We start from the raw sequence: 21,497 nt of genomic DNA, 5'->3' as shown, positions 1-21,497 counted from the left end.
ATTATTCGTCTCTTAAACTGTCAACCGGATTTGATATTGCCGACTGAAAAGACTGAAAGCCAATCGTTATGAATGTGATAATTACAGAAATCAACATTGCCAAGGCAAAGAACCATAGTTGCATACTTATCTGATAAGCGAAATTGCCCAACCAGCTGTCCATTACATACCATGCTATAGGGCTTGCTATTGCAAAGGCCACCAATACCAAAGCCATAAAGTCCTTAGTGAAAAGCAATACAATACTCATAACACCTGCACCAAGCACCTTTCTAACACCAACTTCTTTGGTACGCTGTGCTACTATGAATGAGATCATACCCAGTAAGCCAAGGCACGAGATAAAAATGGAAAGGCCACTGAAGAGTTTAAGCAGATCAAAAGTTTGCGACTCATTAGTATAGAACTCCTGAATGCTATCATCAATAAAGGTGTACTCAAACATGCTTTCAGGATAAACATTATTGAAGCTTTCTTCAATATGGGCAATGGCTTCCCTGCTGTTTTCCATTGAAATTTTGACACCTGTGTTGTAATAAAACTGTGGAAAGTGAACCAGTACTGCCGGATCTATTTTTTCATGTAAAGAAGTAAGGTGAAAATCTTTAACCACACCAATCACTTCGGCTGATATGTCCCCAACTCCTGTTGTAATGTACTTTCCTACAATATCTTCAGGGTTTGCAAAGCCTAAGGTTCTTGCTCCTTCTTCATTAACAATATATGTTAGTTGTCCTTCTTCCTGTCTTGTTTCAAACAATTGTTCAGCGGCCTTTTCATCTGCTTCGGTAAACCACCTACCATACAATAATGTCAACCCATAAGTATCTTTATAGTGAAGGTCTCCAACTTTTATGATCACACGATTATGCAACTCGCTTTGGTCTTCCGTTAATCGATAATTGGTTTCAAAGGTATTGGTAGACATAGGCTCACCTAGCGAGAAACTGGCATTTTTGATACCTGTACCCACTATCAATTGCTCCCTAAACCTGTCCAGCTTATCAGCATCACTGTCTGGCATTGCGATATTAAGAATAGCCTCTTTATCAAAGCCCAATGACTTGTTGGTAAAGAAATCCATCTGACTGGATATAACAATAGTGCAAATGATTAATATCTGAGAGATAAGAAATTGAAATATTATAAGCCCCTTTCTCAAAAATAAAGAACCCGTACTTTGCGAATGAATATTAGTCTTAAGGGCTTTGATAGGGTTGTAGCCGGACAAAATAAGAGCCGGATAGATACCTGCAATTAGGGTAACTACAACCACCAGTAGTAAAACGAAAAGTAAAATATTTACATTCTGAAAAATATTGAACTCCAGGCTTTTACTGAAACTGTTATTAAAAATTGGGATAACTCTTTCTGTAATGCCTATGGACAATATGGCTGAAACAAAGGTGATCAGGAAGGTCTCACCAAGAAACTGCCCTACCAGCTGTTTTTTACTGGCTCCCAGTGTTTTTCTAATGCCTATTTCCTTAGATTTTTTGACCGCCAGTGCGGTGGATAAGTTAATAAAATTAACGCAGCCAATAAAAATCAGGAATGCCCCTATCACCCCAAGGGCAATTAATGACGTGGAATTGACTGCATTATTATTCCACTTGGCATCAAAGTGAATGTCACTTGCCGGCTGAAGGTGAAAGTGCCTTCTGTTATAACTCTCCTCAGAGTAATATTTTTTCATAGACACCCGAAACTGTTCTTCTGCGTCCAACTGAGATGCGTTTGCATTTAATTTAACAAACGCATATCCCTCGGCACTCATGTTCCAGGAAGTTATATCCAAGCCTCCTAAATAGTCAGAACTAAAAGTTGGATACGACACAATTACATCAAACTGGATGCTGGAGTTTCTTGGAACGTCTGCAAATACACCTGCAACTTCTAACTCCAGCTGATTGTATTTGACCTTTTTACCAATAGGGTCACCCTCACCAAAATATAGTTCAGCCGTCTTTTTAGATAAAAGCAAGTTATTGGGCTGACCAAGCGCACTTTTTACATTTCCTGAGATCACCTTAAAATCAAAAACATCGAAGAAATTACTGTCTGCAAAAATTGAATTCTCCAGTTTAAATTTCTCACCATCAATATTTAAAACAGGTTCCTGGTCCAGATTGTAAAGTGTTGCCTTCTCTATCTGAGGAAAGTCAGTATTTAATGATTTAATAATTGGGTAAGGAACATTAGCCTCAAAGTCTAAACCCGAAGAAGTGTCAGATGACCTTGTAACACGATAGACATTATCAGAATGAAAATCATCAAAGCTGAGCTCTGTGGTTATATGAAGATAAATCAACAAGCTCCCTGTGATACCAATAGTTAGTCCGATAACATTGATCAATGAATACCATTTACTTTTAATGATATTTCGGAAAGTAACTTTTATATAATTCTTAAACATAGCTCAAGGTTTGATTTCTCTTACTCAAATGAGGTGCCATGGCCACCAATCTTACTAAACAAGCACTCAGCACACTTTTTAGCGACTACATATTACCAAACTGTATCGAATTCGATACAGTATAGTGTAATGTTTTCGATACAATGTAATAACTTAGGCTTCAGAAATGAAAACAGAGGCCAACATATTGATCATTGATGATGACCGTGATGTTCTGGAAACAGCAAGGATGTTTTTGAAACAAGAGTTTTCGTCTGTAGACATTGAAGAAGATCCGTCTAAAATTGATGGCTACTTCGAGATGAAAAATTATGACGTCATCCTGCTGGACATGAACTTCAGCAAAGGAGTTAATGATGGTCAGGAGGGATTTAAGTGGCTAAGGCACATCATCAATAAGGATAATGAAGCCATAGTTATATTGATAACCGCGTATGGTGAAGTTGATCTGGCTGTGAAAGCTATGAAAGAAGGAGCAAGTGATTTTGTACTTAAACCCTGGAAAAATCAAAAATTGCTCGCCACTATATTATCTGCTTTGGAGCTGAGAAAATCCAAAAAAGAAGTGACGAAGCTCAAGGCAACGCAATCTGCCATCAACAGTGATACCAATACTAAGTTTAGTAATTTCATAGGCGAATCTGATGGAGTCAAGCAGATTAAATCATTGATCTCAAAAGTGGCAGTTACAGATGCCGACATCCTGATTCTGGGTGAGAATGGAACCGGAAAAGAGTTAGTCGCACGAGCTATCCACAACCAGTCGAACAGAAAAGACAGTACTTTTATCAACGTTGACCTTGGTGCGCTGACTGAATCACTTTTTGAAAGTGAGCTTTTCGGTCATGTGAAGGGTGCATTTACGGATGCTAAAACAGACAAAGTAGGCAGATTCGAATTGGCCGATGGCGGCACCATTTTCCTTGATGAAATAGGCAACCTATCACTTCCGCTTCAGGCCAAGCTTTTAACTGTGCTACAGAGTAAGAAAATTCAGCGCGTTGGTTCATCTAAAGAAATCAATGTCAACTTCAGGCTGATTTGCGCTACCAATATGCCATTGACAGAGATGGTAGCTGAAAACACATTCAGACAGGATCTTTTGTATCGGATCAATACTGTGGAAATTAAAATACCAGCATTGAACGAGCGACCTGAGGATATCCCTCTACTCATTGAGCACTTCTTTGGCATTTATAGCAAGAAATATGGAAAGGCCAATATGAAGATCGATAAAGAGATTTATTCAGCACTCAAGAACTATGACTGGCCAGGCAATATCAGAGAGCTGCAGCATGCCACAGAGAGGGCAGTTATTTTGTCAGAATCCAATACCATTGATAGTCCTGAATTGTTCGTAAATCAACCGATTAACAAGGTCAAAATCCATGAACCAAAAACGCTGGAGGACATGGAGAAAACATTTATTATAGAAACCCTGGAAGCCAATAAAGGGAATGCAACGGCTACCGCCAAGCAACTAGGGCTGACCAGAACGGCTCTTTACCGAAGGTTAAACAAATACGGGTTGGTGTGATTAATAACCTGAACTCGATTCATAAAAACGGACGTCATGCCGGAAAATTAAAGGTTTACATTTTAAAAACCTTTATTTATCCTGTATCTCGATAATATTTATATGAGATTACGGACAATTTTCTTCATTTTGAAAAAAGGAATGAAGAAAATTTCCGCAATGACGATCTAGATGTACTTTCCACCAATTATTAATCGAAATCAGGTTAATACTTTGATGGCTGCATCATGTCTTCGGCAATCATCTGCTTTTCCTTTTCAAGCCATAACACTATAGCCAAAAAGCCTATATTGGCCACATCAACCAATATTTGCATAACGTCATGAGATTGCAAGTTCACATAAATGGCGCCTATCATGATGCAGGATAGGACTATCGCACATTTGATTCTAAACTTTGCAGTTAATAGTCCAATGGTTGCCAAAACCTCCATAAAACCCACGAAAAACATAAACTCTAAAGACAGTCCATTGGAAAGAAAGACATCACACATCTCACCCGCCAGTTTAGCATAGGCCATCGCAACGAATTGAACCCCGATAGCAATAATCAGTGCCCACTTAAAAAGTAACTTCCCTTTATATGACATGTTTTGAGTTTACCTAACAGTCATACGAACGACAAAACTATGAGATACAAAAATGTGCCGAACGGCTATTTAACTAACGCAAACAACACAAAAAATCCGCCCTGCGTACCTTCATTGCGGATAATTTACATTATCATCTGTTAACTATGTATTGGACTTTTTATATACAGATGGCGTGACCTCAGTGTATTTTAGAAATGCCTTGTTAAAAGTGACCTTATTGTTAAAGCCTGCTTCCATACCGATAGACTCAATTTTGTAGTGATCAAACTTTGAGTCTAGTAGCAATTTTTTAGCATGTTTTACCCTGAAGAAATTTAAATGATCATTAAAATTTCTTTGTACCACTTCAGACATCGTTTGAGAAATATTATGTGGTTTTTCGTCTATTATCTCTGCAAACTTTGAAAGGTTTAAATCTCTATTTAAGAAGAGCTCGTCTTTTGAAAAGGCAATGTCAATTTTAGAGATTATCCTATTCATATCGTTTTTACTCAGGCTGGAGTTTAAGTATTTTTTTGAAAGTGTTTTTAGAAAATTACTATCAGAATAGAGCAAATAAGCGATTATAAAAACCAGGGTATCCACAAGGAAATAGAAGTAGATAAACTGTCTCCAGTTATCGGCAAACATTGTTAACCAGGAGATGAGTACTGTACTGACAAAATATATAGTGCAAATAAGAAGTAAATACACCTTCTCATTACTTGTTAGAGAATACCTATTTCGATAATTAAATATTAACAAAACAACTCCATAAATGAGCTGATGAGAGGCCCTCAAGTAATTTATGGGCATTATTCTATCAATGAAATGGTCTTGTATATAAACCTGCCGTTGTATATGTGGCATTAACAGTATATCCCACATGTAAATCAGAATTAATACCATAGGAATCAAATGCAGCAAATCTTTTGCGGTAAACGCACTATTTTCTTCAACTAATGAGCGACAATGAAACCAAAGTACAGGTCCAAACAAAAAGCCTGAAATAAAGTAATAACCACCTAATGAAATTTGATATTGTACGAAAAGCCAACTGGTAGAGTACAGAAAATAAATAATCTCTAACGATAAAAGCAGAATGAAAATGGTCAGTGTAACGCTTGAGGTTTTATTTTTTCTAAAAAAAACTCCACCGGCTACAAATAGCCCAATGAAAGCGTACACCAATAAAACAAAACGTAAGACAGTCAAACCTCAATTTTTATTTATTACCACTCTCTTTTCAATTTAAATAGAATTTTCAACTTACCATACCACTCTGGTTTCTTTCCATCGGGGTAGGTCTCATCAAACATTGTTAAATACAATTCATCCTCTTTAAACTCTATCTTATAATACTGTTTACCACTTTCAAAACCAGCAACTTTCGCTATGTCTGCTGTGGTTGTAAATACACTATCCGATATCTCATAGGACCCGCTATTGAAAACCACCGTTTTAAAGGCATATACCATCTCCTCTTCTGTAAGCTTTGAAAGTGTAGCTGCACTTTTACGATTGCTTCCATAAGGGTTATACATGATTGAATATTTGTTGTTAGCCACAATTAATCTGCCGGGGTATTCCATTTTGGCCGTGTAGGTAGTATCGGTATATACATATTTGATTTCATGCATTTTCCAACTTCCGAACAATGGATTTTCTGCGTTTTCCACATTTTCTATAGCTTTTAGCACAGGTATGTTGTTATACGCCTCGGCCAAGGACTTGCCTGTATATTCCCCACCAAGCATCGGTTGGTCAAATTGAGCACCGTTCTCAATCATGAGTTTTGCAAAATCTGAGTGTCTGTAAAACAGTGCCCAATGGAAGGGTCCAGCTCCATTCACCGAATCGGCAACATTTACATCAGCTCCCTCGACTAGCAAAAGTTTGGCTATTGCCACATCACCATTTACTGCCGCACCAATGAGTGGTGTTAACCTATACTTTTCTCCAGTGGTATTAGGATCTGCGTTATTAGCCAACAATAATTTAACTACATCAACTTTACCAAACCTTGCGGCCCAGGTAATAGGTGCTTGTCCTACACGGTTTAGTGCATTTACATCTGCCCCTGCTTTTATTAATTGTGAGATGATCTCAGCATTACCATTTTCTACAGCAAAATTGATAGCTGGTGTACCCAACTCATCCTTAGCATCTACGTTTGCAGATTTTTTGATAAGTTTTGAAACCTCTTCCGCATTGTTGTCTCTTATGGCTCTAATTAAAGCTTCAGATTTTTTATCCAACTCATCAAGATCCATATGTTTTCTAAATACTGCCGCTACCGAATCAGCATGCCACAGCCTGAAGCCAACATCTACAGCCTTGCCGTGCTTACTGCTAAGTTCTAAATCAGCACCATTTTTAATCAAGAATTCCATGGCTTGTAAGTGACCATAGTATGTTGCCCAATTTAAAGCATGGTCTTTATTAACATCCAACTGATTGACAGCAGCACCTTTGGCTATCAGCAATTTTATCATTTCAACATTATTAAATGCGGCAGCATACATAAGAGGTGTAGCTTCCAGGCCAGATTTTCCTGTCAGGTTAGGATTGGCACCAGCTTTCAAAAGTGCCTCCACAAACTTGTTGTTATTGGCACCTGATGCTGCTAAAAGTGGAGTATTTCCTTCCAGATCATACTCATCAATATCAACTTTGCGGTCTAACAAGTAGCTAAAAATGGAGGTAGCACCTGAACCTATTGATTGTGTCAGGTGATCGATGGTGAGCTTGTTTTCTGTAAGTGTCAGGAATTGGTCAAGATTATCAGATTTGAAGGCTTTGTCAAGTTCATCATTACTAAATGCACTAATACTACCAAGTAAAAATGCCAGGGTTAATAAATTCTTCATGCTATAAAAGTAGCCCCGGTATCTGTTCAATATCTACAGAAATTAGCCCTACAAGTAAGTACTAATTAATATTTACGCTTTACTCATCCCTTAGAAAATCTATAAACTGTATTAAGCTCAATAACTACATACCATTTCCGGATATTGAACGAAGCACTAGAATTTACTACTCATATCACTAGATTTGTTTACCATCGCAACTGAAGGACTGTGTTATATAAAAAATTTAGTTTCAAACTTCTGGTCAGGATTGGGTTCATCATTCTCAACCTTTTGGCACTGTCTATCATTTTTGGTGATGACAGGCTTTTCTTTAACCAGATTATCCTTTTCATAATCCTCATCATCCAGATTTATGAGTTGGTGAGGTTCATCAATTATACCAACAGGGAGCTGGCCAAGTTTCTGCTTTCCATCAAGCATAACGACTTTTCTATCAACTTTAAAGGGTCAAAAATCGGAAGATCATTTGAAGATCTGCATGATGCCATGGACGGCATCATTCAAACCATTGAGAATTCTAAAATTGAGAAAGAGGCGCAATTTCACTATCTCAGGTTAGTAGTGAGCAATATCAATATTGGCATTATATCTATTGAAGATGATGAGAACATTGTGCTGATGAACAGGCCTGCTGAAAAGACCCTGGGCGTTGAAGGCATCAACAACTGGAACATCCTGAAAGAGAAAAGCCCGCGGTTTACCGCTGATATTGAGTCGATTGGCGACCAGGGTAGGAAACTGATAGAGCTACAAACCAATGATGACCCCTTTACCTTATCGGTGGATGTCAATTCCATGAAAATGCTTAATAAGTCTTATAAGCTCATCACCTTTCAGGATATCCGGGGCGAGATTGAGCAAAAGGAAATTGAAGCATGGCACAAACTTATCAGAATTTTGACGCATGAAATAATGAACTCGGTAACGCCCATTTCCTCTTTGACAGAGACCATGGAATCTATGCTCGGTGCTGAAGGTAAAACCAAAAAGGCCGCTGAACTGGATGATGAGACCATTGAGGATTTGAGGTTTTCGCTAAAAACCATTCACAGAAGAAGCGATGGCATGCTCAGTTTTATCGATGATTACAGGAAGCTGACGAAGGTGGCTAAACCCAGGTTGGAGTCTGTGGCCATTGATCATTTCTTTGATTCCATTCAAAGCCTGCTTAAAGGTGAAATGGACAAGGCAGGCATTCTATTTAATGTTGATATTAAAGAGGTTGATTCCATACTATTGGATGCTGCATTGGTAGAGCAGGTGCTTATCAACCTCATAAAAAACAGTACGCATGCTGTTGAGGGTGTTGAACAGCCGAGTATAGAACTAAATGCCTATAATGAAGGAAAGAGAACAATTATAGAAGTAAAAGACAATGGGCAAGGGATTGGAGAAAAAGAACTGCGAGAGATCTTTGTGCCGTTCTTCTCTACCAAAAAGAACGGATCTGGTATAGGATTAAGCCTTTCAAAACAAATTATGCATTTGCATGGCGGACAGATAAAAGTAAAGTCAGAAGTGGGTAAAGGAACTAGTTTTTATTTGGTTTTTAAGTAGTAATGTTAAATGACTAACATTTGTTCTACTATTTTATTTACATACTTTAGAAAATGGCCAAAGTATTTTACATCCCATACGGTAAATATGAAATTGAAAGCGATATCACTAAGGAAGAATTAATTGCTAATATCAAAAATCAAATTTCAGGCTTTCAATCATCAGATAATTCAAAGAGGAAAAATAAAGGCAAATTGGCTGGAGTTATAAATAGCGAAACTGGTGATTTCAAAATTAGAAAACGGCTGAATTACAGAAATAACTTCAACCCTACTTTAAAAGGCCGCATAATCAAGGCAGATGGTAGGTCGAGGGTACTATTAACAATTAAACTCCCCATATTTAGTTATATTTTCATATTAACGTTTTGTATTCTATGGGCAATATTTGGGATTTCGGGGATCAATACTCTCAAGGGTTTGATGTGGCCGCTTGGTGGAATTGCGTTCATGTATTTTCTGACATTCTTTGGATTTAACATGGGTGCTGGAGCTGCGCTAGATACTTTATATGAGTTGGTTTAGTCAGCTACCCTAGCTTAGCGTCCCGTTAAGACTGTCTTTGGTCTCATTCATCCTGATTTAAAACACCTTAAACCTTCACAAGACCATTAACTACCTCAATCAGTATTTTTGAAATGAATTAGCTAGTTTTAACGACCAACATCGCAAGACCCATGGAGATTAAAGCATTAAACAAAAGGCCAAGTATTGATCAAAACACAAAATTGAAAAGCAGGTTTATTCAGTTTGAAACACTTTTAAGTGAATTGAAAAAGCATGAAATTCCTGATGAAATAATAACTGCTATTAATGAATACATTGATGAAGTTAATGCCGCACCAGACGTAGAAAAAGAACTGAGAATGCAGCTCAAGAAGTCTCTGACAAAAATTCTAAAATTAATAGAGAAGGAACTAAAGTTAGTGACTATAAACCATTACCGAAACACTTATCTGGCCGTTGGTGTGGCTTTGGGTGTGGCATTTGGGAGCGCATTTGGCGCAAGCTTGGGAAACATGGCTTTTATGGGTGCAGGCTTACCTATTGGAATTGGCATTGGCATAGCCATAGGAACTCAAAAAGACAAAGAAGCCAAGGAAAATGGCAAACAGCTGGATTTGGAAATTGGCTAGTTGGTTCTTCAGCGTTTGTAATTCTGAATCATTTTCACTGAATTTATAATTCATAAACCATTCAAGCCTTAGAGGTTTATCTCCGTCATTGGTATTAAAACCATAGGGTTCCTGCCGCTGTAATCCACCATTTTATAAAAGTTCCTATTATTGTGCTGTGGAACTTCAAAAAGCAGACATTAAGATTAATGACCGATGGATATTCATTTTCGTCTATCCTCTATTTGTCATTTTTGTCTGCCACGTTGGCAACGACAACAGCCTCTCACATTTATTGACTGTACCTAGCTACTACACTGACCTACTTTTAGCAGTTGTTTGCACCTATGGTGCCGGGTTCTATTGGAAGATTCTCTTTGCAAGACTCGATGCAAAGTTTGATTGGTATACCAACTTAAAGCCAAGATTGACCCATCAGTTAATATTTGGCTTCATTCTTCCGGTAGTAGTTATTACAGGTATTGAAATGGTGTATTTATTCCTTATTGATATTAAACTGTCAGATAGCCCTATCTTCTATTTGGACCTGCCCATGATTGCAGTACTGTCCTTACTCATTAACCTTTGCTATTTGTTTTTATACAATAGAGCCCACTTAATGGCTTTAAAAAATGTAGATGAAGCTACACAGATTACGCATTATTTGGAGAATTTTATTGTTAAATACGGCAGTGTTACTAAAAACATCTCCATTGCAGATGTGGCCTATTTCATTATTCAGGATAAGATTACCTTTCTCATGACAACGGAAGGGAAAAAACACATCTACGATTATTCGCTGGAACAAATTATGGAGAAGATATCACCTTCGGCATTCTTTCAGCTTAACAGGCAGGTAATAGCAAAAAGAAAGAGCATCATAAAGTGTAAACAAACCGAAACAAGAAGGTTAGAGATAACCCTTAACCCTCCATTGTCGGAACTCCAATTTGTTGCTAAAACCAAGTCTACCAAGTTACTATCCTGGCTCAATCAAAATTAGTCGTCCGCTTCAGCAGGCTCTTTGTCCTTTTCAGTTTTAATTGATTCTATTTATCAGCCTCAGCTATCCAGCACCCGTTTATTTGCAGAAATCAAAATAAACAACAATGAAGCACTTCTCATTACAGCTCTATGTAGCTGTATTTTTATTATTGCTGAGTTCAAATATCTATGCTCAGCAACCGGTCACTGTATCGGTTTTTAACGAATCAACAACAATCCCTTTTACTACATTTCTAAATACTCCAATGCATCCAGGTGCGCAAATTGGGACAGAGTTTGAAGGGAAAATGAAGAATCATTTTAGAATCTACCCAACTGTGAGCATTGGCTATATGTTTCATAAAAAGCTGTTTCAAGGGCTATTTGCTAATGCAGAACTTGGAGTTGATTATAAAACGGGTGCAGGTATAAACATCAAAACCAAACTAGGCCTCGGCTACCTCCACACCTTTGCCACTCAACAAGAGTTTCAATTCAATGGAAAAGGTTATGAAAGCAAAGGAGATCAGGGCAATGCTCGCATTATGCCCTCATTGACAATTGGTGTGGGTTATGACCTTCACAAGAATGACCCACAATCGACCGAGATTTTCTTTTTGTACCAATCATGGATAGAGTACCCATACTCACCTGGATTTATACCACTGATGTCTCACACCAATGTGCATTTGGGAACTAAATTCTACCCTTTAAAAGCTAAGTAAGATGAAAATAATTGTAAAAATAATCTTGGCTATTTTAATCTTGGCCATCACTATCAGTTGCGAGAAAGATGAAACTTTTCCTGAGGCATATTACACGTGTAGTGACATAGGAACCAATCAAAACCACCCTCATGATGAAGAATTCAATAACCTTATTAATGATATTGTTGGCTCAGGTGTACCAGGCATGATGCTAAGTGTACATGATAATATCAATGGGTATTGGTCAGGTGCTCAAGGATTTGCCGATCTGGCTTCCGGGATCCATTTGAGTCCATGTAATATCACCAGGGTGGGCAGCACAGTAAAAACCTTTACGGCTGTGACTATTCTACTACTTCAGGAAGAAGGCAGGTTGAATTTGGATGATCCTATTACCAAGTACCTCAATGATGATCAAATAAAAGGACTGGCAAATGCCAACCAATCAACGATCAAACAATTGCTTTTGCATTCCAGCGGGATTTACAACTACATACAAAGTCTTAAATTTCAAACCGCATCGCTAAATGACCTCACTAAGTCATGGAGCCCTCACGAGCTATTGGAACATGCCAGAGGTAAGGATGCCTATTTTGAGCCTGGCACCGATGTGCTTTACTCAAATACGGGCTATGTACTCTTGGGTATGATCGTTGAAAAAGTGACAGGGAAACCATTCTATGAAGTTTTTGAAGAAAAGATTTTCATCCCATACGACCTTACTTTTACGCAATTTGCAGCAACAGATCCTGTCCCCGAGGGGATAGTTCGAGGATATGTGGATTTGTACAGCAACCTCAACCTGATCAATGCTACTTACTACAGTGGCTGGGACTACTACACCGCTGATGGTGGTCTCATTTCAAATGCCTATGATCTTAATAAATTTATGACACACCTATTTCAGGGTGATATTCTTTCAGAAGAATCTCTTAACGAAATGATGACCTGGATGGCTCCAAAAGGTGGCTATGGTGATGGTTTCGAAACATTTTACGGAATGGGAATTTTCCGAATTGAAACTGATTTTGGCACCGCCTATATGCATAGTGGTGATGCTATTGGATATTTCGCGAGCATGGCCTACTTCCCGCAGCAGGGTGTAACCATTAGCTGGGCTGTCAATGGTAATTATGGTAAGGTGGATGAATTCACACAGTCAAAAGAGGCAATGGAAAAGATTTATAAAGCAGTATTAGACCAATAAGTACAGATGAGAAAGATATTAAGAACATTATTCGTTATCATTTTAAGTCTGACAAATTTTGTGAATGTATCAGCACAGAATAGCAAAAAGCTTGACAGGTACTTTCAAAAGAAAATGAAGAAGGCCAACCTGGCTGGTTTGCAAATGACTTTTGTAAGTGAAGGAAATACTAAATGGGTTGGTAGTTATGGCTATCAAGACTATGAATCAAAACTATTGGTTAATGATAGCACACTTTTTATGATAGCGTCATCTTCAAAACCAATAACAGCATTGGGAGTATTAAAACTTTATGAGGATGGCCTTTTGAATTTAGATGGGGATATTAATACCTATCTACCCTTTAACATTACAAATCCTTATTTTCCAAAAGCAGTAGTCACACCGAGAATGCTGATGGCGCACATGTCTTCCTTCAAAGACAATACGGAATTAATGAATTCATTATACACCCATGAATCCGGTGGAGATAGCCCTATCAGCCTTGAATTTTTTGTGAAAAATTATTTTACTGAAGGTGGGAAATACTATATTAAAACAGGCAATTTTTTAAATAGCAAGTCATCTACAGAAAAATCATACTGCAATGCAGGCTATGCATTATTAGGTTATCTTGTTGAACACATATCCGGCATGCCGTTCAATGAATATATAGAAGAAAAGATATTCAAGCCTTTGGAAATGAATTCATCCTACTGGTTTCTTAAAGACATACCCGATAGCAATATTTCTAAGCCACATGAACTGATTCACAATGAGTCTAAAACAGTGAGCTATAAAACGCTAAAGCACTATGGCTACCCTGACTACCCAGATGGGCAACTCAGAACCAATGTGAGCGATTATTCAAACTTCATTAGCCTCATTCTTAATAAAGGCACCTATAATGGCAAAAGAATAATAAAGGAAACGACCATTGAAGAGTTTTTGGCAATCCAATTTTGTGAAACTGACGAATACCAAGCGCTGGCATGGAATTATAATGAGTTTGATAATTGGATCTATTACCTATTAATGCCAAGGCTTCCTTCTCACACAGGTGTTGATCCTGGGGTGGCCACAGTTGTTTCCTTTGATCCTAAGAAAAAAATTGGAGCTGTAATCTTCTCAAATACCCTAACCAATGATTTTATAGCCCACAAGATATTTTATCAGGAGATGATGAAGAAGCTATTGAAGGCGGCAAAGAGAAATAGACTAAACTAAGCGAGAAAAAACATTCTTCAATTTACATTTGTCAACAATGAACAGCTTTAATAAAAGGCTAGCAATCATTTTTGTTCTAATAATTTCATCCAACAACATTTTTGGCCAAGCAATTATTAAAGATGACAGATGCAGCATTATTCGATCTGAACCTTCTAACTCATTTGAAAACTGGTTAGAAAAGCCACCTTTCAAATCAACAAATAGTAGACTCGAGAACGAGGTGTATCAAATACCGGTGGTTGTACATATAATACATCATGGAGAGCCTATAGGTGAAGGTTTTAATATTCCAGATGATCAAATTCTGTCACAGTTAAGGGTGATCAATGAAGACTTTCGCAGAAAGATTGGAACCCGAGGTTTTAATATTCACCCTGATGGTGGAGATGCGGGAATTGAATTTGTACTCGCTAAATCCGCACCTGACGGAAAAGCCACTACCGGAATTGTAAGGGTTGACCGCACTGAATTTGATCCACCTCCATTTGGGGGAACTATGGTAGGTCTTAGTGCTTATTACAGCTTTTGGGATCCTTACCAATATTTGAATATTTGGGCATTCCCGGGAATTCAGGATACAGGGTTAGGGGAAGCAAAATTTCCAATTAGCGACCTGCAAGGACTTGAGGAAGAAGCAGAATTCTTAATACCAGGAATCGATTCTTTACATGGTATTCCGGTAAAAGATATTGATGGCATAGCAATTAACACTGTACACTTTGGTGAAGTATCTGTTAATACAAACTATAATCTGGGTAGAACAGGAACTCATGAGATGGGGCATTTTTTAGGCCTTTTTCACATATGGGGAGATCAAGGGTTTGAGGGAAATTGCGGTATTGATGATTACTGTGATGACACCCCAAAAACTTCAAGCGTTACCCACGGGTGTCCTACTGATAAATTATCATGCGATGGAGAAAAAGCCATGATTGAAAATTACATGGACTATACTAATGATGAGTGTATGAACATTTTTACCAATGATCAGATATACAGAATGCGAACGGTTCTAGAAAATAGTCCGAGAAGAAAATCACTTTTAACTTCTAAGGCGCTTTACCCACCTGACGAAACTGTTGGTATTCCTGATTTAACAAAGGCTCGGTTTAATGTTTATCCCAATCCATTTAGTGATGTTTTATATTTAAAATGGCCAAGTACAGATGTTTTTACAAATTTAAAAGTGCAGTATTATGACATTTCTGGTCTGTTCTTAGGTGAAGAAATACCCGTGTCTACAAGCCCCAATACGCTACTCCTAAATCCTCCAAAAAATGACAGTAAAATACTCTTCTTAAGAGTAATAAAGAGTGAGGGAAATATGGACTACATCAAACTAATTAGAAAATAAGTTTTACAAATAGCAAGTAAAAACCCCTAACGACTATCACAATCGTTAGGGGTTATCCTTTATTTAAAATGTCTTATATGACAATACTTGGGTGCATTTCAAATTATCGTATCCTTGTGGCCATAATGGATACTTTAATAGACCACTAACTCATTTGCCTATAGACAGTTTGGTTTAAACTGTCTTAACCGGGATGGTAACCGGGATTTTTGCAGTAAAAGCCTATGTTTCGCAGAAGCCTCACCCATCTTCGGCTATCGTGTTGGCTCCATAAATGCTCCCTCTCCAAGTTGGAGAGGGCATTCAAACTGTGCGCAAGCTCAGCTTTTTGAGGGGTGAGGCTTATTTGAATGCAAGATGGACTTGCAACAAAAAAGTGGACAAATATTTAAGCGACAATTTGAAATGCACCTCAATACTTGCTATTAGTCCTGTGCGTTAAACACCCGAATTAGCTTTCCATTTTCTTCATCAGTAAGCAGATAAAGTTGGCCTCTGGGCGATACCACTGCCTTTCTTAACCTAACCCTGTCATTTATAAATAACTCTTCAGAGCTAACAATTTGATCTCCCTCTACAACCATCCTCAACAAACTTCCTTTGTTCAAGCCGGGTACAATCAAATTACCATTCCAGAGTGGAAATTCCGGACCTGAATAAAAGGTCAATCCTGTTGGTGCTACGGTCTTATCCCAAGCATAAATGGGGTCAGTGAAAACTGCTCCTGAAATACTCTTTGGTTGATAATCTGTTCTGTATTTCCCTGTCGTCACATTAGGCCATCCATAATTTGCACTGGCCTTCATAATATTCAGCTCATCTCCTTGAACCGTACCATGCTCACTAAACCAGATATCACCTGTTTCAGGGTGCACGGTTAATCCTTGTGCCGCACGAATACCAAGGGCATAAAGTCCTTTTATTGCATCTGGTCCAAAATCCGGATTGTCTCCGGGAACACTACCATCTCCGTTGAGCCTGATTACCTTACCACGCTTGTCTTTTAAATCCTGAGCTACAGGTATTTCAGGATTCATGTATTCAAAAAAGTTACGCTCGCCTATTGTGATATAAAGCTTGCCATCTTTGCCAAAAATCATCCCTCCTCCATAGTGAAAAAGGCCATGTACATAAGGTTCTGCTACAAATAGTGTCTCTACTTCCTCAAGTTGATTTCCATTAAGTTTTCCACGGATGACTTTAGTAGTACTGGCTCGGGTTTTATCCTCTGCAGCATAAGAAATATAGACGTATTTATTCTGTCCAAAGTCCGGATCCAGCAAAATTTGAAACCAGCCTGCATTAAAACTTTGGGTTTGACCATGCAGACTTTTGGGGAAAATACCCTTGTCAAATCTGGTTGTGTCAATGAATACAGCTCGTGCTACATCTTTAGGCAGTCCTGCAATAGCCACTCTTTCTTTTGTTTTAAGATTTACCCGAAGGATGTCACCATCCTTTTCGGCAATAAGAACTTCATCTTCGGAAAGAAAGGCCATGCTCCAGGGTTTATTGAGACCCTCTAAAATCACTTCCTTTGATGGATTGGTTTTGAAGTCTTCCGCTTTCTTGGGAATTGGTTCGGCTGAAGTAACCTTGCCCACTATTTTCCAGTAACCTAGTATTTTCTTAAGCAACAGCAGATCATGGTACCTATTACCATAGCTAGGAATATCTACCTCAAGCTTGGCATAAGCTACATCCTTTACTATTTCAATACCTATAATTTTTGATGGCCGGTTATTGAGTGTGCCTGGTGCTTTGCGGCCATATAATGACGCATAATGTTCGGAGGTCATATGGAAAGCTGAGTCAGTGCCATTGTAAAGAAACATTCTGGTACCCGGATAGAATGTCTGCGCTATGGAATCCGGATAGTTATACTGGGTGCCAATTATAAATTGGTTGAGAACCTTAGTGATCTGCTCCTGATCTGTTTGAGCAAAACTCTGACTGATACAGATGATCATCAGAAATACGAATACTTTAATTTTCATTGGAGTTTTTAATTTATTGTTTGTCCAAGGTTACGGTCAGAACTAGCAATAAATTAAAATTACCGCAGCTAAGAAGTCCAGAATTATCATTCTGGAGTAAATAGGCTCTTATACGCTCACTTGACTGGCTTTTTTGAACTCTGAAGGTGTAGCGTTGGTAATCTTTTTAAAGGTCTCAAAGAATGATGATTTGGAGCTAAAACCTGCCTCAAAACCAATACCTTCAAGTGATAATTCATTTCTGGTTTGTATCAGTTGTTTGGCTTCTTTCACTCTAAACTCCTTAATGTATTGAGCGAATCCATACTTATATTCTTCATTAAGCAACCTCGACAAAGTGTGCCTATTAAGGCCAGCCAGTGAGGCCAGATCATCAAGTTTAAGTTTCTGATTAGTATATGGCTTTTGTGAGTCCATCAAAGTATTAAGTTCCTCCAATATTTTTGAAGCATTTTCAAGGGGCTGATCTGCAGATTTAAATGAAAAGAATTTGCTGGATAGCAATATCCTACCTAGAAGGAAATATAATGTGAATGAAAAAATAAGTGCTCCCCACAGGTAGGTAAAAAAACCGTACAAGGCCATTTGGTAGGTTAGATTAATAAAGAGCACTGCAATAGTGACAATGGCCAAATGTTGCTCTGATTTGCTCATAGCAGCGGGCCTGAGCAACACTGACTTGAGCATCTTGATAGAATAATACAACCCAAACAATGTAAATATTGCCCAAACAGCATATATGACATAAATAATAAATCCATTCCATACATCGGGGTTCGTTCGGTAAGGGTAGATTATACCAACTATTAAAACAGATGTGAGAAGAATCATTAACAGTACAAAATCCGCTGTATTAATTTTTCGATATTGACGGTAAAGGGCTTTTGTATATAGATAGAAAAACGGCCCTATGAATGCGCAGGCGGAAAGTCCTATTTGAAGAATAAGTAGGTCTACATTATTATCAAAATAGTAAAACACCGACTTGCCAATCCGTAAACTCAATGATAGCAACAGGCCTCCTAGATATGCATTAACTATCTTATTTGGATTACGAAAAATTAGAAAAACTCCAATTAACAGTCCGTTAATTACACCTAAGCTGCAGAGAAGAAAAAGTAATGGCATCTTGATGCTTTAAGAATGATCTGGTAAAGATAGGGAAACACACTTTGAATATAATTGCTGTGACAATACCAAAAACCCCTAACGATTAATATAATCATTAGGGGTTTCGTCATCTATGATATATGGTCACTAATGTGACTCTTAATTTACCTGCATTACACCTGGCTTAAGCCACCATCTACAGATACTTCTACTCCATTAATGAAAGAAGCATCTCCAGAAGCCAAGAATAAAACGGTTTTAGCTACTTCTTCGGAAGTTCCAAAACGACCAAGTGGCACTTGCTGAGCAAAACTGGTTCCCATTCCTTCTAACTCTTCTGCTGTCATAGGCATTTTACCATAAATAGGTGTTTCAATCGGGCCAGGAGCCACGCTCACAGTTCTAATATTTTTAGCAGCCAATTCATTCGCCAAGATTCTGGTCAAAGTACGCAATGCACCTTTTGTAGAAGAATACACGCCAGAACCTGGAAATCCCTTTTGGTGAACAATAGAAGTATTACTAATGATTACACCACCCTCATTTAAGTAAGGAATGGCCTCCTTGATGGTGAAAAACGGATTTTTAACATTGATGTTAAAGTGCTCATCAAAATGCTCTTCAGAGATCTCAGATACCGGAGAGAAAAATGCGATACCAGCATTTAAGAAGAGGATATCGATGTTTCCATATAAAGAAACAGCCGCATCAACAGATTTCTTGGCAGAATCATATTTAGCGGCATCCGCCAATACGAATTTGGCATCATGACCTATCTCTTTAACAGCATCTTCCAATGCATCAAGTCTTCGTCCTGTAATTATAACTTTCGCACCTTCTGCGGCAAATAACTTTGCAGTGGCTAATCCTATACCACTATTACCTCCAGTGATTAATGCTACCTTGCCTGCCAGACGGCCAGGCTGGTTTTCTAATTTTCCCATGTGTTGATTAATTTTTATTTGAAACGTTTGGTTCAGATAACGGGTATATTGAAACGATTGTTTCAAATAAAATAGATTTATCTGAAAATAATTTTCAAAACACTAATAATCAGTAAGTTAAAATTAAAGCGAGGATAGCACTTGCTCGGCAATTCCTTTGATATGGCTTTTATTATTATCAACCATTGCGGTAACGCGAAGACCTTGAAGCGAAGAAAAAAGGTATTGTGCGAGAATATTGGCATCCTTGGATTGATCTATTTCGCCTGCCTCTTGCGCCTTCATGATCAGCTTTTCAAAACTCTTTACAACCACCTTTTGATTGTCAGCTAAAAACTCATGAATCCGAGGCTCAGTATTACTCAGTTCGGTAGCGCAGTTAGATAAAAAGCAGCCTTTTACAGGGCCATTCGACATTTCTGACCAAACACCATCAAACAAAAGCTTGATAGCACCTTTTGGCGTCCTGCCTTTTTCCTGTACGGTCTGGAGCATATTGTTTTGCATTCTTTGATAATGGCAAAGTGCTTCTTTAAAAAGCTGAAACTTGTCGCCATAAGAGTTGTAGATGCTGGACCTGTTAAGACCCGTAACATCAACCAAGTCTTGCATAGACGTACCATTATAACCCTTCTCCCAAAAGAGATCAGTTACTTTTCTGATGGTTTCTTCTCTATCGAATAAAACAGACTTTGGCATACTGAAACAAACGTTTCAAACAAAAATAGGTTTTATTTTGGAATATTGTGGTCATTTGAGATTTCCTAATACACTTCTTAATCTCCATTGGTTTTACACAGCAAGTTTTTATATTTTGGTGGATTAATAACTACTAAATGAAATATAAAGCTTTACTATCCATTTTATTAATCTTAATTGGACAGTCTTACGGACAAGAAAATAACTGCTTTGAAAAAGCGGAAGGGCTTTATTGGCCAATTGAGATTGGATCTGAGCTAAAACACACTGCAGGAAATGATAATAAAGTCTCTGTAATTAACGGTGATAGTATTGAATTTGATAGCAAATACTATCTAATTGAACGAGAGACATATCAAAGCGGAAAAACAAAAGAAAGTTATTGGCGAGAAGAAAATGGAGCCGTTTATAATTACAATAAAGAAAAAGGCATTGAATCAATGGAACTGCCTTCTAGGATTGAAGTAGGAACTAAATGGAATAGCAGTGATGGGTTATGGTCTTATGAGATTGTCAGTCTTACAAGTAATTATTCAACACCATTTTGCGAATTCAGAAATTTATTAGAGGTAAAAACGGAAAATTCTGAACAAAAGGGGACAATTTATAACCTATATTACAAACAAGGAGTAGGCCTAATAGGATTAAATGTAAATGGAACACCCTATTCATTTATAGTTCCAAATAAGGAGTTAAATCAAAAGAACTTCATGGCATATGGCTGTGAAGAGCTTAATACTGAAAAAGAAATCCAATCTTGTACTTATTCTAAAATTTTCGAACACATCAAATCCAACTATAAAGCGCCTAAAAAGTTTAAGAAAGGAAGAATGCTGCTAAATGCAATTATTGGAAAAGACGGAGGTATTGAAAGTGTAAAGATTGTTAAAACAATTCCAAATGCTGAAGCTCAAGAAATAGAAGCCCTTCGCGTTATTAAATTACTTCCAAAATTTATTCCTGCACAAATTGATGATGGACAACCTGTTCGTTCATCATTAACAGTTCCTTTTAATTTTTAAAAAAAGTGCCTAAGCCCTGGTTTGCGTCTTCACAAACCAAGCAATCGGTTCGTGCCGGTAGTGTAATCTAAACTCTGTCTGGTGATGTCCTAGCTCAATGATCAGCGCCCCACCAAAGGGCTAGCTGATCAAATCGAGCGGCAATCGTTCTCCAAATTTAATGGCTAATTGTTGTACTGTCAAACCCCAGTTGTGT

18 protein-coding genes are annotated in these 21,497 nt (G+C 37.9%); 10 read left to right on the top strand and 8 right to left on the bottom strand.

What is annotated here, in order from left to right:
- Position 1: 1 nt before the first annotated feature.
- The gene (locus RIB54_RS15100) at positions 2 to 2,416 is read right to left on the bottom strand and encodes an ABC transporter permease (protein ID WP_350101673.1); all 2,415 of its coding nucleotides are present in this window, start codon (positions 2,414 to 2,416) and stop codon (positions 2 to 4) included.
- A gap of 166 nt (positions 2,417 to 2,582) precedes the next feature.
- Between RIB54_RS15100 and RIB54_RS15095 the strand changes: the two genes are divergently transcribed.
- Entirely contained in the window at positions 2,583 to 3,953 is a 1,371-nt protein-coding gene (locus tag RIB54_RS15095) for a sigma-54-dependent transcriptional regulator (protein ID WP_350101672.1), read from the top strand.
- Between the two features lie 205 nt (positions 3,954 to 4,158).
- Here the strand turns inward: RIB54_RS15095 and RIB54_RS15090 are convergent, their stop codons facing one another.
- The 3 genes from RIB54_RS15090 to RIB54_RS15080 all read right to left on the bottom strand — a co-directional run bounded on the left by RIB54_RS15090 (position 4,159) and on the right by RIB54_RS15080 (position 7,394).
- Positions 4,159 to 4,542 carry a DoxX family protein gene (locus RIB54_RS15090; protein WP_350101671.1) on the bottom strand — a complete coding sequence of 128 codons (384 nt, stop codon included), beginning with the start codon at positions 4,540 to 4,542 and terminating at the stop codon, positions 4,159 to 4,161.
- 144 nt (positions 4,543 to 4,686) lie between these two features.
- Positions 4,687 to 5,412, bottom strand: coding sequence for a helix-turn-helix domain-containing protein (locus RIB54_RS15085; RefSeq protein ID WP_350101670.1), 726 nt, complete (start codon positions 5,410 to 5,412; stop codon positions 4,687 to 4,689).
- 344 nt (positions 5,413 to 5,756) lie between these two features.
- Positions 5,757 to 7,394 carry an ankyrin repeat domain-containing protein gene (locus RIB54_RS15080; protein WP_350101669.1) on the bottom strand — a complete coding sequence of 546 codons (1,638 nt, stop codon included), beginning with the start codon at positions 7,392 to 7,394 and terminating at the stop codon, positions 5,757 to 5,759.
- Positions 7,395 to 7,604: 210 nt separating this feature from the next.
- Here RIB54_RS15080 and RIB54_RS15075 point away from each other — a divergent pair, with 210 nt between their 5' ends.
- The 8 genes from RIB54_RS15075 (at position 7,605) to RIB54_RS15040 (ending at position 15,529) form a co-directional block, all read left to right on the top strand.
- On the top strand, positions 7,605 to 8,954 hold the full coding sequence (locus RIB54_RS15075) for a sensor histidine kinase (protein ID WP_350101668.1): 1,350 nt from the start codon (positions 7,605 to 7,607) through the stop codon (positions 8,952 to 8,954).
- Positions 8,955 to 9,007: 53 nt separating this feature from the next.
- Positions 9,008 to 9,478, top strand: a complete 471-nt coding sequence (locus tag RIB54_RS15070) for a hypothetical protein (RefSeq protein ID WP_350101667.1) — start codon at positions 9,008 to 9,010, stop codon at positions 9,476 to 9,478.
- A 152-nt stretch (positions 9,479 to 9,630) separates the two neighbouring features.
- On the top strand, positions 9,631 to 10,089 hold the full coding sequence (locus RIB54_RS15065) for a hypothetical protein (protein WP_350101666.1): 459 nt from the start codon (positions 9,631 to 9,633) through the stop codon (positions 10,087 to 10,089).
- A gap of 157 nt (positions 10,090 to 10,246) precedes the next feature.
- Positions 10,247 to 11,071 carry a LytTR family transcriptional regulator DNA-binding domain-containing protein gene (locus RIB54_RS15060; RefSeq protein ID WP_350101665.1) on the top strand — a complete coding sequence of 275 codons (825 nt, stop codon included), beginning with the start codon at positions 10,247 to 10,249 and terminating at the stop codon, positions 11,069 to 11,071.
- 106 nt (positions 11,072 to 11,177) lie between these two features.
- Entirely contained in the window at positions 11,178 to 11,777 is a 600-nt protein-coding gene (locus RIB54_RS15055; RefSeq protein WP_350101664.1) for a hypothetical protein, read from the top strand.
- Position 11,778: 1 nt separating this feature from the next.
- Positions 11,779 to 12,966 (top strand): serine hydrolase domain-containing protein, encoded by a 1,188-nt coding sequence (locus RIB54_RS15050; RefSeq protein ID WP_350101663.1) that lies wholly within the window; start codon positions 11,779 to 11,781, stop codon positions 12,964 to 12,966.
- A gap of 6 nt (positions 12,967 to 12,972) precedes the next feature.
- Positions 12,973 to 14,172, top strand: coding sequence for a serine hydrolase domain-containing protein (locus RIB54_RS15045; protein WP_350101662.1), 1,200 nt, complete (start codon positions 12,973 to 12,975; stop codon positions 14,170 to 14,172).
- Between the two features lie 37 nt (positions 14,173 to 14,209).
- Positions 14,210 to 15,529, top strand: coding sequence for a zinc metalloprotease (locus RIB54_RS15040; protein WP_350101661.1), 1,320 nt, complete (start codon positions 14,210 to 14,212; stop codon positions 15,527 to 15,529).
- Between the two features lie 425 nt (positions 15,530 to 15,954).
- Here the strand turns inward: RIB54_RS15040 and RIB54_RS15035 are convergent, their stop codons facing one another.
- The 4 genes from RIB54_RS15035 to RIB54_RS15020 all read right to left on the bottom strand — a co-directional run bounded on the left by RIB54_RS15035 (position 15,955) and on the right by RIB54_RS15020 (position 20,279).
- The gene (locus RIB54_RS15035; RefSeq protein WP_350101660.1) at positions 15,955 to 17,526 is read right to left on the bottom strand and encodes a PQQ-dependent sugar dehydrogenase; all 1,572 of its coding nucleotides are present in this window, start codon (positions 17,524 to 17,526) and stop codon (positions 15,955 to 15,957) included.
- A gap of 108 nt (positions 17,527 to 17,634) precedes the next feature.
- Positions 17,635 to 18,654, bottom strand: a complete 1,020-nt coding sequence (locus RIB54_RS15030) for a helix-turn-helix domain-containing protein (RefSeq protein WP_350101658.1) — start codon at positions 18,652 to 18,654, stop codon at positions 17,635 to 17,637.
- Between the two features lie 155 nt (positions 18,655 to 18,809).
- Positions 18,810 to 19,580, bottom strand: coding sequence for an SDR family NAD(P)-dependent oxidoreductase (locus tag RIB54_RS15025; RefSeq protein WP_350101657.1), 771 nt, complete (start codon positions 19,578 to 19,580; stop codon positions 18,810 to 18,812).
- Between the two features lie 123 nt (positions 19,581 to 19,703).
- Positions 19,704 to 20,279, bottom strand: coding sequence for a TetR/AcrR family transcriptional regulator (locus RIB54_RS15020; protein WP_350101656.1), 576 nt, complete (start codon positions 20,277 to 20,279; stop codon positions 19,704 to 19,706).
- Positions 20,280 to 20,416: 137 nt separating this feature from the next.
- On the opposite strand from RIB54_RS15020, the gene RIB54_RS15015 reads away from it, so the two are divergent.
- Positions 20,417 to 21,301 (top strand): energy transducer TonB, encoded by an 885-nt coding sequence (locus RIB54_RS15015; protein WP_350101655.1) that lies wholly within the window; start codon positions 20,417 to 20,419, stop codon positions 21,299 to 21,301.
- Positions 21,302 to 21,497 lie beyond the last annotated feature (196 nt).

This window comes from Fulvivirga sp. (genome assembly GCF_040218215.1).
In the GTDB taxonomy this organism is placed as follows: Bacteria; Bacteroidota; Bacteroidia; order Cytophagales; family Cyclobacteriaceae; genus Fulvivirga.
This window is presented reverse-complemented; position numbering and strand designations above follow the sequence as displayed.